We start from the raw sequence: 17,001 nt of genomic DNA, 5'->3' as shown, positions 1-17,001 counted from the left end.
TTCTACCTCCGTGCTGGCCGCACGCTTGGCTGTGGCGGGGTTAGGTCGCCGATGTAACAAGCGCCGTCAGATTTGATGCACTCGTCAGCTCGGTGTTTGATCAACGCCCTGAATTCGTTGAGGCTCTCCGCTTCCTGCGCAAGCTGCGGTAAATCCGTCGGTCTGCTGTAGAACTGCGATGGGTGGTTCATTATGAACTGGAGGTCACCGAGTTGGTTTCGCGCACGCGAAGACAGATCTGCCAGTTTCTCAATTTGCGCAGCACGTTCGGAAAAGGTGTCCAATGGAATACTGGGATCGTCGAGCACCGTCGTATACGAGAAGACTGCAATCTGTAGCGGAGCGGGCGTTTTGGCTGCGCTTACAGGCAAGTTGGCTGCTTCGGTTGCGATATCGTCTGGCGTGATAGGCACCGGTCCGCCTCCGCCGCGACGGAAACTCCATATCCGCACTTCGTTTGTCGAAGCTGCTTTTTTGACGGAGTTGGAGAACGAGGCTGCCCCGGAATAAGCGGCATAGGAACCGCCGATCGAAGCTGCCATGGCCTCCGTTTCGGAGCGCGAGTTCGTTGCTATCTGGATGATTGCCTTGAACTCTCCGCCTGTTGGCATCTCTGTTATGTAGCCGTCTCCGCAAATCGATCTGAATCTACCGAGTAGCTCTGGCTTGCCGCTCGCCAACAGCTTTCTGTATGGCTCCTTCAAGGTCTCGGCGAGTACGCTTTTTCCTTTTTGCTTGATCGAGCTCTCCACGACGTAGTTCAGTCCGTAGCTGCTAACGGAAAGCGCGTTGGAGTAAGATACTGAGCCACTCGCGCTGCCGACCCCCATCTTGATGGAGGCCGAGGCAGAAATACCGAGCGCCCGGTCCAATTGTTGAGAGTTCTCAATTCTGTAGGATCGAAACCCGACGCTGTCGGGGCCATAGCCCGGATTTTCTTCGGGTTTCTTCGGCACTACGCACTCGGCGCGCGGTGCGCCGGTCAGGATATCAAATCCCCTGGCCAAATTCAGGCCGGTGGTATGCTCGATGTCGTAGATGCGGAAAGTATCATCCTGTTGCGCTCGCGCCACCGGCGCGTTTAGCGCCAACTCGCATGCAGCGAAAAGAAAGAGGCCGGAAACTGCAAGACGGATCATCGCCATCTCCCAACCTTTAGTAAAAAGTGTAACGCTTCCGACTTCTTTGTCAAGACGGGGCTGTCTATTGAGCATCACCTCGATCTACCCGAGACATTGCTCGCCGAAATCGACGGTCCCGCTTCACCGGCCCTTTGCGCCTGCTCGCCTCGCAGGGTACGGTCATTGGAATGCGAAAACGTTGGATCGCGCGCCGACGACCCAAGTCGTTGCGATCCGCTTCCCGCTGCGCCCAACTCGTCCATTTTTCGGATTCCACTTGCGTCATTGGTATCTCGGCAAACCGCAATCGGGCTGATTCCACATACGTTCGGATCTGGTTAGCACGGTCCAGCGCCTTGGCCTAAGAGAGCAAACGTCGAATCCGTTCCAGCCTCTCCTGAACCTCGCGTGAGCAAACGCGCACGAACGGGCACGATTCTGATCGGGGTTCACTGAATTTGCTCGATTGTTCAGGTAGGTCACTGCGCTTATAACGGTCTGGTCGCAGGTTCGAGTCCTGCCGGGCCCACCAATGAGTCAGCGTGAACCGCGGACAGTCACGCGGCGATCATGGTCGTGGGTTTGGCGAGAAGGCGCTCGAGAAACGCGTTCCACTTCTCCATGCCGGTGCGTTTCTCGGGCATGTAACTCCAGCGATCGTAACTCTTTGAACTGACATCCTGGAATGCGTGGTTCTGAATGCGGTCGCGAATTTCCTTCGGCACGCCAGCCTTGCCGGCGAGTGTCTTCCACGTCCGCCGAAGGTCGCGATTGGTTACGAATGGAATGACGTCGCGCTGGCGCTGACGCCACATAAAGGCGTAAAGTGTTCCGTGGCTAACCCGGCTTCGTCGGGTCCATTGCGGAAGGGAAGAACCAGCCGTACTCGTTCGGCTTGTTGCTCTCGATGAGTTCGGCCGAAGCGCTCGAAGTGCCGCTGCTCACGCCTGACCGACGGTTTGCTTTCGCGGCCGGACATCGTGCGACCATCGCGAAGGTGTGAAGGCGCTGTCCTCGACGCTTCCACCGCGGACCATGACGTCGCCATTCTATATCAATCGCATCCCCTTCAAACTCGCATGCCCGTTCTTGCCGACGATGATGTGGTCGTGCACGGAAATGCCGAGCGGGGTGGCGATATCGACGATCGCCTTGGTCATCTGGATGTCGGCCTGCGAGGGCGTCGGATCGCCGGAGGGGTGGTTGTGGACCAGGATCAGCGCGGTCGCCGACAATTCCAGCGCGCGCTTGATCACCTCGCGCGGATAGACCGGGGTGTGGTCGACCGTTCCGGTCTGCTGCACCTCGTCTGATATCAGCTGGTTGCGCTTGTCGAGGAACAGCAGGCGAAACTGCTCCTTCGCTGCAAACGCCATGCCGGAGCGGCAATAGTCGATCACGTCGTTCCACGACGACAGCGCGATCTTCCGCTTGATCTCGCCCTTGGCGACCCGGTTGGCGGCCGCGGCGAGCAGCTTGATCTGGTTGATCGAGGCCTCGCCGATGCCGTCGACCTCGCGCAACCGCGCCACCGGCGCGTGAATGACCTCGGCGAAGGAGCCGAAGGTCTTGAGCAGGGCCTTGGCGAGCGGCTTGGTGTCGCGCCGGGGCAAAGCGGGGAACAGCGCCATTTCCAGCAATTCATAGTCGCTCAGCGCCTCCGGCCCGGCGCCGTGGAAGCGTTCGCGCAGCCGCTCGCGATGGCCGTGATAATGCGGCGTCTCGGCGGCTTCATCCGGAGGGTTGCTGGTCTTGCCGGGCATCGGCGGCAACCATGCCGTGCCGGTCAGGTTTTGCAACTCCGAAGTGCCGGCGCCGCCGCCGATTTAGCTAAGGAAAAAGGCGCCGTGCGTGAGCACGGCGCCTCGGTCGGGTCCGCCTGCCGTCAGGCCTTCACGGCCGCGAAGGCATAGCCGTTGCCGTCCTTGGACAGCGTGCCGACATTCGGGAAGCCGAAATGATAGCCGGCGATCATGGCCTTTTCGGCGATCACGCGGTCGAACAGCGCGCGGCGGGTGGCTTCCGCCTTCGGCCCGTCGGCGTCGAACATCGAGAACCAGCCGGGGTTGCGGACGAAAAGCTGGTGGATGCCGGTGACGTCGCCCTGGATGAACAGTTGCTGCCCGCCGGAGGCCACCAGGAACGAGGTGTGGCCAACCGTGTGGCCGGGCGTGGCGATAGCCTTGACGCCAGGCGCGACCTCGGCGCCGTCACTGAACTGCTTGATGTTCTTCCAGGTCGGGAAGGTCGCCTGGATCCGCTTGAGGTGCGGTCGGTTGGCTTCCGGCACCTTCTCCACCAGCGCTGGATCGGTGAAGAACTTGTACTCCACCTCGGGCATCATGATCTCGGCGTTCGGGAACACCTGGGCGTTGGTTTCCTTCACTCAGAGGCCCGAGATGTGGTCGGGGTGGAAATGCGAGATGATCACCGTGGAAACGGTGGCCGGATCGAGACCGGCCGCCTTCATGTTCTCGGCGAGCTTGCCGACGGTGCCCGGCCCGTTGCCGCCGAAGCCGGTGTCGAACAGCACGACCTTGCCGCCGGTCCGGATCGCGGTCACCGTGAAGGGATCGTTGAATTTGTCGGGGCCAATGCCGCCGTCCGTCAACGCCTTCTTGACGTCGTCAAGGGCAGCGTTCTTGACAAAGCCGGCATCCAGCACCCGCTCGATGGCGCCCTCATGCAGGCTGAACACGTCGATGTCGCCGACCTTGTATTTGAGGCTGTCGGCGGCGCGTTGCGCATGCGCCGCATCTCTCCCCAGAGGGCCCGTGCCATGTCCTACCCCGGACCACCCCGGATATTCCGAGGATAATCCGGCTCAATGACAATCATGTCTGCCCAGGACGGGGCGGCCGGGCGGAAAACAACGCGCCCGGTCTCATCATGTCGCAACGAACGGCTTTTCGCCGTGCCGCTGCGAGGGCGTGAAGATCTCGACACCGGTGGCGGTCACGCCGACCGAATGCTCGAACTGCGCCGACAGCGAGCGGTCCCGCGTCACCGCGGTCCAGCCGTCGGACAGGATCTTCACATGCGGCTTGCCGAGATTGATCATCGGCTCGATGGTGAAGAACATGCCGGGCTTCAGCGTCACGCCCTCGCCGGGCCGGCCGATATGGATGATGTTCGGCTCGTCGTGGAACATGCGCCCGAGGCCATGGCCGCAGAAATCGCGCACCACGCTCATGCCCTGCGGTTCGACGAAGCTCTGGATGGCGTGGCCGATATCGCCGGTGGTGGCGCCAGGCTTCACCGCCGCAATGCCGCGCATCATCGCCTCGTAGGTGACCTCGATCAGCCGCTCGGCCTTGCGGGCGATCAGGCCGATCACATACATGCGGCTGGAATCGCCGTACCAGCCGTCGACAATGAAGGTGACGTCGACGTTGACGACGTCGCCCTCCTTCAGCGGCCGGTCGCCAGGCATGCCGTGGCAGACCACATGGTTGATCGAGGTGCAGGTCGAATAGCGATAGCCGCGGTACATGAGCGTCGCCGGATAGGCGCCGTGGCTGAAGGCGAAGTCGCGGACGAAATCGTCGATGGCGGAGGTCGGGATGCCGGCCTTGACGAGATCGGTGAGTTCGTCGAGGCACTGCGCGACCAGCGCGCCGGCCTTGCGCATGCCGGCGAACCCGCTCGCGCCGTGCAGCTTGATCTGGCCGGTCTTGCGCAAGGAGGTGTCGGTCGCTTCGATATAGCTCATGAGGACATGCTTCGGCGGGAACGGGGATGGCTGGTCTGATGAGCTAATTTAGGGATCGGAGCGCTCAGCGGCAAGCCGAGGTTGGGGCGGGGGGCGGCTAAATCGGCCTGCATCTAGCCGGAAACCTCGACCACGGACTCCACCGGCAGTGCGCCGCCGCGCACCCGGATTTCACGCACCGGGTAGGGAACGCGAATGCCCTCGCGCTTGAAGGCGTCCCACAGCGCCAGCATCACGTCGCTCTTCACGCTGTCCATCCCGTCGGGGTCGGCGATCCAGAAGGTCAGCGAGAACTTCATTCCAGCCTCGCCGAATTCGGTCAGGATACAGCTCGGCGGCTTGTTCTTGAGCGCGCGCGGGGCCGCCGCTCCGACCGCGGCGGCCAGCTGGCAGACCAGCCGGGGATCGGCGTCATAATTGGCGCTGAACAGCACCTTCACCAGCGTGTTCTTGTCGGTGTAGGTCCAGTTCACGACCTTCTGCGTCACCAGATCCTCGTTCGGGATCAGGAACTCGCGGCCGTCGCCGGCGGCGACCGAAACATAGCGCGTCTTCATGGCGCTGATCCGGCCCGAACTGTCGCCGATGGTGACGAGGTCGCCGGGTTTCACGGATTTATCCGCCAGCAGGATGATGCCCGAGATGAAATTGGCGACGATCTTCTGCAGGCCGATACCGATGCCGACGCCGACTGCGCCGGAAAACACCGCCAGCGCCGATAGATTGATGCCGACCGCGCCGAGCGCGACGATGACGGCGACCGTCAGCAGTCCGATCCGGATCATTTTGACCAGCAGCACCTGGATCGACGGCGTCAGGTCGGTCGAGCGGTTGATCCGGCTTTCGACGAAATTGCTGGCGATGTTGGTCAGCCACAGCGCCACGATCAGCAGCGCGCCGAGCTTGATCAGCACCAGCGGCGTCAGTCGCAAGCCGCCGAGCTCGATCGAGACGGGATCGGAATTCAGAAACTGCAGCGTCGGCTCAAGCTGGCCGACGACGCTCAAGGCCGCGATCAGCCAGGCCGACACCGACACCAGGCGGACGATGAATTCGTTGCGAATGACCGAGGTCACCAGCCGGATCACCAGCCAGGCAAGCGCGAGCTTGGCGCACACCGCGAGCAGGTAGCTGCGGCTGGGCCAGGTCGCGTGGACCATCGCAAGACGCGCCGCGCTCACCAGGATCGCGAACACGACCGTGGAAGCGCTGCCGACCAGCACGTGGGCGAGGCGGCGCAGCGCCACCGGCCAGCCCATCGCGATCGCGCCGATGTCGATGCGCGCACGAATCGCCCTGTCGCTGGCCCAGGCAATCCCGGCAGCGGTGAGGATCAGGCCAAATTGCAGGTAGAACCAGGGCGAGGTGACCTCTGCGCCAAACGAGCGTGCGGCGGCATGCAGAAACGCGATGATTTCATTCAGGTCCATCGGCGCAATCTCGTTCAAGGCCGTTCGCCACTGCGGCCAAGGTTGATTCGCAAGGCACGGGCAGAATCCCACAAGCTCGGTGCGGATGCCATCGACAGGACGGCCGGGAGGGCAAGGCAGGCCCTCGGATCGGGCGTAGTGCGTAACTCGCAGAAATGGGGCTGGCGTTCAACTGTGGCATCGATAAGGATGCAATTGCAAGTATTTGCGGTGGTTGCGGAGATCCATGGCCTCTCTCGATTCGGTCAGCATAGCCATCCTTCTGGGCGCCATGCTGGTGATGGCGGGCATCCTGTCGAGCCTGCTGGCGCTGCGTTTCGGCGCGCCGTTGCTGCTCGTGTTCCTGGTCATCGGCATGCTGGCCGGGGACGCCGGGCCGGGCCAGCTCAGCTTCAACGACTTTGGCACCACCTATCTGGTCGGGTCGGTGGCGCTGGCGCTGATCCTGTTCGACGGCGGCTTGCGGACCAAATTCCAGAGCATCCGTACCGTGCTTGCGCCATCAATGGTGCTGGCGACGGTCGGCGTGCTGGTGACCGCGCTGGTCACGGCGCCGGTGGCCAGATATGTGCTCGATCTGAACTGGACCGAGTCGCTCCTGGTGGGCGCCGTGGTGGCGTCGACCGATGCCGCTGCGGTGTTTCTGCTGGTGCATACCCAGGGGCTGCGGCTTCGACCCCGTGTTGGCGCAACCCTGGAAGTGGAGTCCGGCACCAACGATCCGTTTGCGATCTTCCTCACGTTGATGCTGGTCGAGTTCATTTCGATGGGCCCAAGCTCGCTGGCGCAGGTGGCGGGGGCGCTGGCGCGCGAAGGCCTGCTCGGCGCCGTCGTCGGCGTCGTCGGCGGCCGCCTGGTGGTGCTCGCGCTCAACCGGATGGCGCTGCCGCAGGGCCTGCACGCGCCCTTTGTCACCACAGCCGCGCTGGTGATTTTCGGCGCGGCGCAGATCGCGCACGCGTCGGGCTTTCTCGCGGTCTATCTGGCCGGCATCATCGTCGGCAACCGGCCGACCCGCGCGCACAATTCAGTGGTGACGTTTCTCGATGCCGCGACCTGGCTGGCGCAGATCGTGATGTTCGTGCTGCTGGGGCTGCTGGCGTCGCCGCAACGCCTGCTGGATAGCGTCGGTCCCGCCGTGATCGTGGCGCTGGTGCTGATGCTGGTGGCGCGGCCGCTTGCGGTGCTGCTCTGCCTGGCGCCGTTCCGCTTCAACTGGCGGGAGAAGGTGTTCATCGGCTGGACCGGCCTGCGCGGCGCGGTCGCGATCTTCCTGGCCTCGATCCCGATGCTGGTGGGCTTGCCGAAGGCCTATCTGTATTTCGATGTCGCGCTGGTGGTGGTCATCATCTCGCTGTTGCTGCAGGGCTGGACGCTGGCGTCGGCGGCGCGCTGGCTGCATGTGGCGCTGCCGCGCACGGACCGCGGACCCCGGCGGGTCGAGCTCGATCTGCCCGGGCAGCTCGAGCAGCAACTGGTCGGCTACCCGGTCCGTTCCAGGAGCCTGTTTTTCCGCCGTGGTCTCATTCCGTCCTGGTCGAAGCCGACGCTGGTGATCCGCGACCAACGGATTCTTTCGCCCGCCGAGGCCGATCCGATCGCGCCCGGCGATTACATCTACCTGCTGGCGCCGCCGGAAAAGGCCGGGGCGCTGGACCGTTTTTTCGTCGACATGCCCCCGGGTTCGACGCCCGACCCGCATCTGCTCGGCGATTTCTTGGTTTCCGGCGACCACACGCTCGGCGAACTGGCCGAGATCTACGGCGTTTCCGTCGCGGAAGAGCAGGCGGCGCTGACGCTGGCGGATTACTTCGACATCCATCTCGACCACGCGCCGAAGGCGGGCGCCGAACTGGTGCTGGATCCCATCGTCCTGGTCGCGCGCAGCATCAGCGGCGGGCGGGTCAGCGTGATCGGCCTGCGCCTGCCCGAGGAGGAGGAGGTTGTGTCGCTGACACGTCGGCAGAAGGCCAGGCGCAAGCTCGCGGATATCTGGTCACAGGTGGCGGGGGTGTAGAGTCTGACCAGATGTGGATCGATTTGCGTCCACGACGAAGCTGCGCTCCCTCTCCCGCTTGCGGGGGAGGGTCGGGGTGGGGGTGCTGCCGCGCGTCATACTGTTCGGATGGACAGCAGTGCGCGAGGTGGATTGCGCCTTCGGCTCCAATCCGCCCAACGAGCTGCGTTTTTCTGCGGGCGCACGGCCATATCCGCTGTTGAGGAATGTCCTGAGTATCATTAGCCTCAGGACAAAGGCCGCCGCCTCAAGACAACGCCGTTAACCAGCCTCGCCGCGGAAACGCAAGGAAAGGCAACCATGTCCGCTCCCCCCGACGATCAGCTCGGGTTCGCGCCCGATCACGATGCGCCGATCCCCTACATGCAGCGGACCCGCGAATATTACGCCGCGATCGGCTACACCACGCCCTATCGCTGGGCGCATTATATCGACGCGCCGTTCCAGCCGTTGAAGAAGCCGCTGGCGCGGTCGCGGGTGGCGATCGTCACCACGGCGGCTCCTTACGATCCGGCCAAGGGCGATCAGGGTCCGGGCGCTGCGTATAATGGCGGCGCCAAGTTCTACCAGGTCTATGACGGCGATACCTCCAGGCCGCACGATTTGCGGATCTCGCACATCAGCTACGATCGCAAGCACACCACCGCCACCGACAGCGGCACCTGGTTTCCGCTGCCGCAACTTCTCAAGGCCAAGGCGGCGGGGCGGATCGGCGAGGTCGCGCCGCGCTTCTTCGGCGCGCCGACCAACCGCAGCCATCGCGTCACCATCGACGTCGACGCCCCCGACATCCTCGCGCGCTGCCAGGCCGACCAGGTCGATGTCGCCGTGATTGTGCCGAACTGTCCGGTCTGTCACCAGACCGCCGCGCTGGTGGCGCGCCATCTCGAAGAGAGCGGCATCGCCACCGTGGTGATGGGCTGCGCCAAGGACATTGTCGAGCATGCGGCGGTACCGCGCTTTTTGTTCTCGGATTTCCCGCTCGGCAATTCCGCCGGCAAGCCGCATGACGAGAGCTCGCAGGCGCTGACGCTCGAGCTGGCGCTGCGGCTGTTGGAGCAGGCCCCCGGCGCCCGCACCACCATGCAGTCGCCGCTGCGCTGGAGCGCGGACGCCGGCTGGAAGCTCGACTACAACAACGTCGCGCAGATGAGTCCGGAAGAACTGGCGAAACGCCGAGCCGAGTTCGACAAGCAGAAAGAGATCGCGCGCGGCAACCGCGCGGCCTGAGACCCGGGTCTCCTTACCTCTCCCGCTTGCGGGGGAGGTCGGATCGCATCGCAAGATGCGATCCGGGTGGGGGAAACTCTGTCCATACGAACAGTGTCACCTGTGGAGGCACCCCCACCCCGACCCTCCCCCGCAAGCGGGAGAGGGGGCCTACGTCGCACGCGCGGCCTGAGGCGCTCTGAATGATTTGCTTGCCTCTCCCGCTTGCGGGGGAGGTCGGATCGCATCGCAAGATGCGATCCGGGTGGGGGAAATTCTGTCCATACGAACAGTGTCACCTGTGGAGGCACCCCCACCCCGACCCTCCCCCGCAAGCGGGAGAGGGAGCGCAGTCTTGCCGCGGTCGCACCTACGCCAGCACCCTGACGCCACCGAGCGCAGTCACGCGGCCGTTCTTCAGCACCACGATCTGCGTCGCCAATTGACGCAGCTCGGCGGCGTCGTGGCTGACATAGACCATCGGAATGCCCTCATCGCGCAGCCGCATCAGATAGGGCAGGATTTCCCCCTTGCGGCCCTCGTCGAGCGACCCCAGCGGCTCGTCCAGCAGCAACAGTCGCGGCTTCGACAGCAAGGCGCGGCCAAGCGCGACGCGCTGGCGTTCGCCGCCGGAGAGCTGGCCGGGGCGTCGTTCGAGCAGATGGCCGATGTCGAGCAGGGCGGTGATGCGGGCGCGCTGGGCGGGATCCGCGGCGAGGCGGTTCATGCGCCGGCCGTAGTCGAGATTCTGCCTGACGTCGAGATGCGGGAACAGCCGCGCATCCTGGAACACGTAGCCGATCCGGCGCCGGTGCGGCGGCACATGCACGCCGGCGGATGTATCATCGAGTGTCTCGCCGTCGAGCGCGATGACGCCGCGGTCGGGCCGCAGCAGTCCGGCGATGATGTTGACCAGCGAGGTCTTGCCGGCGCCGGAGGCGCCGAACAGGCCGGTGACGCGGCCCTGGCTTTCGAACGCGGCCTGCAGCGAGAACTCGCCGAGTTGCTTGGTGACATCGACGCGCAGCATGGTCAGTTCCCGTGCAGGCGTTGGGTGGCGCGCCGCGCGAACCACTCGGATGCGATCAGGGCGGCCATCGCGATCACGATGGAAATCACGACCAGCCTTGCCGCCGCGCTGTCGCCGTCCGGGGTCTGGATCAGCGAATAGACCGCGGAGGAAATGGTCTGGGTCTCGCCGGGGATGTTGGAGACGAAGGTGATGGTGGCGCCGAATTCGCCGATCGCCTTGGCGAAGCCGAGCACCATGCCAGCCAGCACGCCCGGCAGCGCCAGCGGCAGGGTCACGGTGGCGAACACCCGCCACGGTGCTGCGCCAAGCGTGCTTGCGGCCTGCTCCAGCCGGCGGTCGACCGCCTCGATCGAGAGCCGGATCGGCCGCACCAGCAGCGGAAACGACATCAGGCCGCAGGCCAGCGCGGCCCCGGTCCAGCGGAACGCGAACACGACGCCGAAATTGTCGGCCAGCCAGCCGCCGACCAGGCCGCGGCGGCCGAAGGCCAGCAGCAGCAGATAGCCTGTCACCACAGGGGGCAACACCAGCGGCAGATGCACCAGGGCGTCGAGCACCGGCTTGCCCCAGAAGTCACGCCGCGCCAGCAGCCAGGCCAGCGCGATGCCGAACGGCGTCGCCACCAGGGTCGCGATGCTGGCGACCTTGAGCGACAGCAGGATGGCGGTCGATTCGGCGGGTGAGAGATCGAACATCAGGTGGACGGGCTGACGAGAAATTTGAAGCCGTATCGCTCGTAGATGTTTTTCGCTGCGCTCGAGCGCAGGAAGGCGAGGTAGCCTGCGGCGTCCGGTTTTGCGGTCGCCGTCGCCGCCACGGGATAGACGATCGCCGGATGTGAATCGGCGGGGAACGCGCCGACGATCCTGACGCCCGGCTCGACCCTGGCGTCGGTCGAATAGACGATCCCGAGCGCGGCTTCCCCGCGCGCCACCAAGGTCAGCGCGGCGCGGACGTTCTCGGCCATCGCGAACTTCGCTTCCGCCGCGCGCCATGAACCGAGTTTCTCAAGGGCGGCCCTGGCGTATTTGCCGGCCGGCACCGATGTGACATCGCCGGTCGCGATCCTGCCGTCGCCTGCGAGTTTGGCGAGGTCGAAACCAACACCGATGTTCACATTGTCGATCCTGGAATCCTTCGGCGCGATCAGGACGATGCTGTTGCCGAGCAGGTTGGTCCGACTCGATGTGTCGATGCTTCGCTTTGCGGCCGCGTAGTCCATCCAGTCGGTATCGGCGGAAATGAAGATGTCGGCCGGCGCGCCCTGTTCGATCTGCCTGGCGAGTGCCGAGCTCGGCCCGTAGCTGGCGACGATCCTGACGCCTGACTTCGCACTGTAGGCCGCATTGACGTCGTCGAGCGCATTCTTCATCGAGGCCGCGGCGAACACGGTCAGCGTCTTGTTCTGCGCGGCGGCGGGTGAAAGCGCCAGCCCCGCCAGAACGGCGCAGGTGAGTAGAATTCCGGCGAGACGATGCATGGGCGCTCCGGACATGGTCGCGGGCCGCAACGGTTGCGCGCGAAAATGGCCACGGTTGAATTCGAAGGGGCGACAGGCGGAAGCGCCGTTCCGGCATTCCCTGGGGACTTGCGGTCGATCGGGATATCGCCGGTCGAACAATATCAGGATGGCGGTCGAGGTAAAGGCGCTTCGATGCGGCCCAAGACGGAAGCGGGTTGGTCCTCGGTCAGTGGTGCCGATGCTTGTGGTTGCCGCTCCCGTAACCCCGTAGTGCCGCATATTTCTTCATCTGTGCCGGGGTGAGGATGCTGCCTGTCGACAGGTGATACTTCAGGTGGGTTTCACGCAAAATTCCCTGGGTGGCGGCAATCGCTGCGGTAGCCGCTTTCAAGCTCTCCGGTGTGACGGTGCGGCTTGCAAACTGCCCGTCCAGATCGGCCTCTTGGTCGATCAGCTTCGTGCCGAGCGGCATCGCGTCGGCCTTCATGGAATCGAATAGCCGTTGCATTCTGGCCCGTTGCTCGGCGGAGAGTTCGAGCTTGTCGGCGAGTTCAAGGACGTGCAGGGGCCCTGGATACCCGTTCAGTTCAGCGGCAAGCGCAAGGCTCATTCCGCGGCCGGCGCCGAGGTCGGCAATTTGCTGTTCGGAAAGCGCCTTGATCGAACGGGTCTGCATCCCGGCATAAGGTGCTTGCGCGTTCGCGCTGGTGAGAAAGGCAAGAGATGCAATCAGGCACAAAATCTTCATCGTTGATCTCCATCGGGTTGAGTGACGCTTGGCTAAGGTTTCGCGTCCGGCGCGGCCAGCACGGCCTTGCAGGCGGGGGGCAGCGCCGCCATCGTCATCGGCGGTTTCGGCTTCGGCGGCACCTTGGGCTGCTTCGGGTGCAGGACCGAGTCGCTGAACCAGTAGGCGAAATCGCCGGCGCTGCAGCCTTCGCCTTCGGTCGGATCGGGCTGGCTATCGCATTCGTTGCTGCCGGGCGGGCACTTGATGCGGATGTGGAAGTGGTAGTCATGGCCGTACATCGGCCGCACCTTGGAAAGCCATTGCCGATCGCCCTTGGCTTCCCGGCACAGCGCCTTCTTGATCGCGGCGTTCACGAAGATGCGCTGCACGGCCGGTTCCTGCGCGGCGGCGCGGATCACCGCCAGATGCGTCGGCGTCCAGGCGTTGGGGTCGATGTCGAGCCGGTCGGCGCGCACCATCATGACGGCGGACATTTCCTCGCGCTCGTTGCGCGACAATTGCCGGTTCGGCATCGGCGTCAGCCAGATGTCGGCGTCCAGTCCCACCTGGTGGCTGGCATGGCCGGTCAGCATCGGCCCGCCGCGCGGCTGCGACATGTCGCCGACCAGTATCCCCGGCCAGCCCGCGTCCTTGCGCGCCCTTGCGGCCAGCCGCCTGACCAGCGCCACCAGGTCGGGGTGCCCCCAGTAGCGATTGCGCGACAGCCGCATCACCTGCCAGGTCTCGCCGTTGATCGGCAGCCCTTCGGCGCCCGCGATGCAGCCATGGGCGTAGAACCCGAGCACCCGCGTCGGCATCGCCGCCGGCAGCACCTTGCGGCCGAACAGTTCCTTGGCGCCGATCTTGGGATCGTCGGGATTGGCGAGCGGCGGTAGCGGCTTCGGATTGACCGTGCCCTTGTCCTGCGCCAGCGCGGTTGCGGCGCTGGCGATCGCGATCAGTGTCAGGAGCGGGATCAGAATCAAGCGGGGTGTCATCGGGTCACGAGCTTAGCACGAAATCTGCCGGACCGGACAGGCTTGGCCATCGCGATTGCTTGATCGCTTCTTCGTCTTCGACGTGCATCGAGCAGGGTCCGTTGCAGCGGCGCTGGCTTCACCGCATCGTCGGAGGCGCATCGAGGTTGCCGGACAGGATCGCCTTGCCGGCGTCCTCGTAATGGGCGTCGCGGCCCTGGATCTGCTGGGCGATGGCGTGCATGTCGCGAAAACGGCGCTCGAACTTGTTGGCGTTGAACACCGCCGTCGCGCCCGCCATGTGATAGGCGGTGTCGACGATGGCGGCCGACTGGTGGATGGTCCAGGTGACGGCGATGCGTAGCGCCACCCGATGCGCTTCGGTGACGGGTTCGCCGCGCGACAGGTCGCGCCAGACCTCGGCCGCGGTCGAATAGAGATAGGCGCGCGCGGCGCGCCAGGACGCCTCGGTGCGGCCGATCACTCCCTGCACCGCGTTGTTGTCGCGCATCGCGATCTGCGCTTGCGGGGTCTTGCCGCGCGACAGTTCGATGGCGGCATCGAGCGTGGCGCGCGCGACCCCGAGCGAGGTCGCGCCAAAGCCCATGCCGAACACCATGTTGGTGGAGAGCTTGTACAGCGGACCCGGTTCGCGCAGCGCCGCGGGCTCGTCGCGTAGCGCGGCGAACTTCTCCGGGATGAACAGGTTCTCGACCGAATAGGAATCGGTGCCGGTGCCGCGCAGCCCGATCACGTCCCAGACGTCGTGCAGGGTGGCGCTGGTCGCCGGGAACAGGATGGTGCGGATCTCCGGCGAACCATCAGGCTTGCGCCGCGGCGTGCCGTCGGCCTCGACGACGCGGACATGGGCGCCGAGCCAGCTCGCCTGCCGCGAGCCGGAGGCAAAGTCCCAGCGCGCGTTGGCCATGTATCCGCCGGGAACCGCCTGCACTTCATGCTTGATCGCGCCCCAGGCCAGGATGCCGGGCGCGACGTTGAATATCTGGTTGGCGGCGTCGGGATCGAGATAGGCGGCCGTCATGGCGCAGACGCTGCACTGGCCAAGGCACCACGCGGTCGAGGCGTCGGCCCTGGCGACTTCCTCCTGCATCTGCATGAAGCTTTCCAGCGGCAGCTCGGCGCCGCCGAAGCTCCTTGGCAGCAGCGCCCGGTAAAGCCCGTTCTCGACCAGGGCCTGCGTCACCGCCGGCGTAAGGCGCCGGGTTCTCTCGGTTTCGTCGGCCTCGCGCGCGATCAGGGGAGCGAGCGCCCTGGCGCGCGCCACGAGGTCGATGCCGGGATGCTTGTTCATGTGCGTCCTCGCGTTTCCTGTTCACGCCGCGGCGCGGCCGAGATCGAGCGACGGCCGCGTCGGGCGCTTGGCCGAGGGGAAGCCCAGCGCCACCGCAACCGCGGCTAGTCCGATCGCAAACGAGCCGATATAAAGCCAGTTGTAGGTCTGGTAGGTGTCGAACACCCATCCGCCGGCGAGCGGACCCAGCGCCATGCCGAGGCTGGCGAAGGCGGAGACGGCGCCGAACACGGTGCCCATGATGCGCGCGCCGAAATACTCGCGCACCAGCACCGCGTAGAGCGGCATCACCCCGCCATAGGCAAGGCCGAAGATCACCGACAGCGCATAGAATTCGCCGAGCTGGCCGACCGCGAGATACGTCGCGACCGACAGCGCCTGCACCAGCAGGCCGCCGACCAGGACATGCTTGGCGCCGAGGCGGTCGGCCAGCGCGCCGAGCAGCAGGCGGCCGCCAAGGCCGGAGAACCCGGCGAGGCTGTAGACGGTGACGGCGGTCAAAGGCGCGATGCCGCAGACCATGGCGTAGCTCACCATGTGGAAGATCGGCCCCGAATGCGCCGCACAGCAGGCGAAATGCGCCAGCGCCAGCGTGATGAATTGCGGGGTCCTGAAAGCCTGCGCGGCCGTCCATGGTGCGTCAGGCGCGTTCGCTCCCCCTGCCGCTGCGGGCGTGGCGGCTCGCGGCGCCGGGCGCACCAGCAATGCTGCGGGAACCAGCAGCGCCAGCGCCACGATGCCGATCACCAGCATCGCGGTGCGCCAGTCGTAGGCCGTGATCAGCCAGCTTGCGAACGGCGCGACCGTCAGCGGCGCCACGCCCATGCCGGCCGACACCAGCGCGACCGCGAGGCTGCGGTGCTCCTCGATCCAGGCGCTCGCGGCCGCCATCATCGGCGCGTAGAAACTGCCGGCCGCAATCCCGATCACGACGCCGAACGCTAATTGGAACTGCCAGAGCGTGGCGGCCTGGCTCGCCGCGATCAGCCCGATTCCGAGCAGCAGCGCGCCCGCCAGCACCACGATGCGGGTGCCGAACCGGTCCGACAGCGCGCCCCAGAACAACGCCGAGAGCCCCATGCAGAGGAAATCGATCGTCGCCGCCGCCGAGACGCCGCTGCGCGACCAGCCCATGTCTTGCGAAATCGGCTGCAGGAACACCGCCAGCGACAGCATCGACCCGAAGCCGACGCAGGTCATCAGCGCGCCCACGGCGACCACGACCCAGCCGTAGGAGAAACCGGAGGGTTGGCTCATGCGTTCCTCGCGTTTTTTTGGCGATTTTGATTGAGTAGGCGGGATGGTGGCTCATCCGGCGGCGCAGGGCAAGATGGGTTGGTTTCTGCCGTCATTCCGGGGCGCGCGTCAGCGCGAACCCGGAATCTCGAGCTGCAATCTCCAGAATCCCCGATGCGCAATTGCGCATCTGAGGTCTGGTCCCTCGGACCATCCCGGAATGACGGGTTCTTCAGCTATCCATGTTCGGCGCACCGGCACGACATCGCCGCACATCAGTTCCAGCTGTCGGACAACGCGTTCATAGTACCGTCATTCCGGGGCGCGAGCAAAGCGAGTGAACCCGGAATCTTGTGCTGGCAATTGCGCATCTGAGGTCTGCGTTTCGCGCTTCCCGGAATGACGGGTCAAGGACTCAAGTTACCTTCAGCGCGCCAGCCCAGTGACCGTCATCAGCGCACTGTTGAGCCGCTCGCATGTCTCGCTATCGAGCGATCCCAGCACCCGCCGGATGCGGTCTCGCCGCAACGCGTTGATCTTGTCCGTCATGATTTGGGAGCGAAGCCGCAAGCCTTTTGCCGCCGAAGGCCGGTGCAGTGCGATTGCAACACTCATGCGTGGGGTTGGCTTGCGCCGGTTCCGACCGCTCGGCAGGGCCCCATCGGTCACACGCGCTGCGATGATGGAACGTGCCGCTGATTTGCCCGACGTGTCAAATCGTTTTGCAGGATGGTTTTGCAGGATGGGTCAGGTATCACGCCA

At 65.0% G+C, this 17,001-nt stretch carries 16 protein-coding genes and 1 pseudogene; 2 read left to right on the top strand and 15 right to left on the bottom strand.

Translation table 11 applies throughout. The features are described 5' to 3' along the window. Positions 1-2: 2 nt before the first annotated feature. From Q0D31_RS13200 to Q0D31_RS13170, 7 genes and pseudogenes are all read right to left on the bottom strand, one after another. Complete coding sequence (locus Q0D31_RS13200) at positions 3-1,139, bottom strand: hypothetical protein (protein ID WP_291851213.1); 1,137 nt, start codon at positions 1,137-1,139, stop codon at positions 3-5. A 539-nt stretch (positions 1,140-1,678) separates the two neighbouring features. Then, positions 1,679-2,042 (bottom strand): annotated as a pseudogene (locus Q0D31_RS13195) (site-specific integrase); the annotation flags it as partial. Between the two features lie 128 nt (positions 2,043-2,170). Further along, the gene (radC, locus tag Q0D31_RS13190; protein WP_291851428.1) at positions 2,171-2,884 is read right to left on the bottom strand and encodes a DNA repair protein RadC; all 714 of its coding nucleotides are present in this window, start codon (positions 2,882-2,884) and stop codon (positions 2,171-2,173) included. Positions 2,885-3,006: 122 nt separating this feature from the next. Next, the gene (locus Q0D31_RS13185; protein WP_291851210.1) at positions 3,007-3,507 is read right to left on the bottom strand and encodes a hypothetical protein; all 501 of its coding nucleotides are present in this window, start codon (positions 3,505-3,507) and stop codon (positions 3,007-3,009) included. Then, positions 3,508-3,819: an MBL fold metallo-hydrolase gene (locus tag Q0D31_RS13180; protein WP_291851207.1), complete on the bottom strand. Its 312-nt coding sequence runs from the start codon at positions 3,817-3,819 to the stop codon at positions 3,508-3,510. A 189-nt stretch (positions 3,820-4,008) separates the two neighbouring features. Continuing rightward, entirely contained in the window at positions 4,009-4,833 is an 825-nt protein-coding gene (gene map, locus Q0D31_RS13175) for a type I methionyl aminopeptidase (protein WP_291851204.1), read from the bottom strand. A gap of 113 nt (positions 4,834-4,946) precedes the next feature. Beyond that, complete coding sequence (locus Q0D31_RS13170) at positions 4,947-6,263, bottom strand: mechanosensitive ion channel domain-containing protein (RefSeq protein WP_291851201.1); 1,317 nt, start codon at positions 6,261-6,263, stop codon at positions 4,947-4,949. 226 nt (positions 6,264-6,489) lie between these two features. Between Q0D31_RS13170 and Q0D31_RS13165 the strand changes: the two genes are divergently transcribed. Further along, positions 6,490-8,280 (top strand): potassium/proton antiporter, encoded by a 1,791-nt coding sequence (locus Q0D31_RS13165; RefSeq protein ID WP_291851198.1) that lies wholly within the window; start codon positions 6,490-6,492, stop codon positions 8,278-8,280. A 300-nt stretch (positions 8,281-8,580) separates the two neighbouring features. Next, positions 8,581-9,510, top strand: a complete 930-nt coding sequence (locus Q0D31_RS13160) for a glycine reductase (protein ID WP_291851195.1) — start codon at positions 8,581-8,583, stop codon at positions 9,508-9,510. A 349-nt stretch (positions 9,511-9,859) separates the two neighbouring features. Here Q0D31_RS13160 and modC read toward each other — a convergent pair whose 3' ends face one another. The 8 genes from modC to Q0D31_RS13120 all read right to left on the bottom strand — a co-directional run bounded on the left by modC (position 9,860) and on the right by Q0D31_RS13120 (position 16,854). Beyond that, positions 9,860-10,519, bottom strand: a complete 660-nt coding sequence (gene modC, locus Q0D31_RS13155) for a molybdenum ABC transporter ATP-binding protein (protein WP_291851192.1) — start codon at positions 10,517-10,519, stop codon at positions 9,860-9,862. A 2-nt stretch (positions 10,520-10,521) separates the two neighbouring features. Continuing rightward, complete coding sequence (gene modB / locus Q0D31_RS13150) at positions 10,522-11,217, bottom strand: molybdate ABC transporter permease subunit (protein ID WP_291851189.1); 696 nt, start codon at positions 11,215-11,217, stop codon at positions 10,522-10,524. Then, positions 11,217-12,002, bottom strand: a complete 786-nt coding sequence (gene modA, locus Q0D31_RS13145) for a molybdate ABC transporter substrate-binding protein (protein WP_291851184.1) — start codon at positions 12,000-12,002, stop codon at positions 11,217-11,219. Before modA ends, modB begins: the two co-directional genes overlap by 1 nt. 208 nt (positions 12,003-12,210) lie before the next feature. Further along, a complete protein-coding gene (locus Q0D31_RS13140) occupies positions 12,211-12,732 on the bottom strand; it encodes a Spy/CpxP family protein refolding chaperone (protein WP_291851181.1) in 522 nt (173 codons plus the stop codon). A gap of 32 nt (positions 12,733-12,764) precedes the next feature. Beyond that, positions 12,765-13,712, bottom strand: coding sequence for a penicillin-insensitive murein endopeptidase (gene mepA / locus Q0D31_RS13135; RefSeq protein WP_291851178.1), 948 nt, complete (start codon positions 13,710-13,712; stop codon positions 12,765-12,767). A gap of 118 nt (positions 13,713-13,830) precedes the next feature. Then, complete coding sequence (locus Q0D31_RS13130; protein ID WP_291851173.1) at positions 13,831-15,003, bottom strand: acyl-CoA dehydrogenase family protein; 1,173 nt, start codon at positions 15,001-15,003, stop codon at positions 13,831-13,833. Between the two features lie 21 nt (positions 15,004-15,024). Further along, positions 15,025-16,260, bottom strand: a complete 1,236-nt coding sequence (locus tag Q0D31_RS13125; RefSeq protein ID WP_291851169.1) for an MFS transporter — start codon at positions 16,258-16,260, stop codon at positions 15,025-15,027. A gap of 405 nt (positions 16,261-16,665) precedes the next feature. After that, a complete protein-coding gene (locus Q0D31_RS13120; protein ID WP_366518518.1) occupies positions 16,666-16,854 on the bottom strand; it encodes a type II toxin-antitoxin system PemK/MazF family toxin in 189 nt (62 codons plus the stop codon). Between the last annotated feature and the right edge of the window lie 147 nt (positions 16,855-17,001).

Source organism: Bradyrhizobium sp. (genome assembly GCF_022844465.1).
In the GTDB taxonomy this organism is placed as follows: Bacteria; Pseudomonadota; Alphaproteobacteria; order Rhizobiales; family Xanthobacteraceae; genus Bradyrhizobium.
Note: the sequence above shows the minus strand (reverse complement) of the source record. Positions and strands in the feature narration are given on the sequence as shown.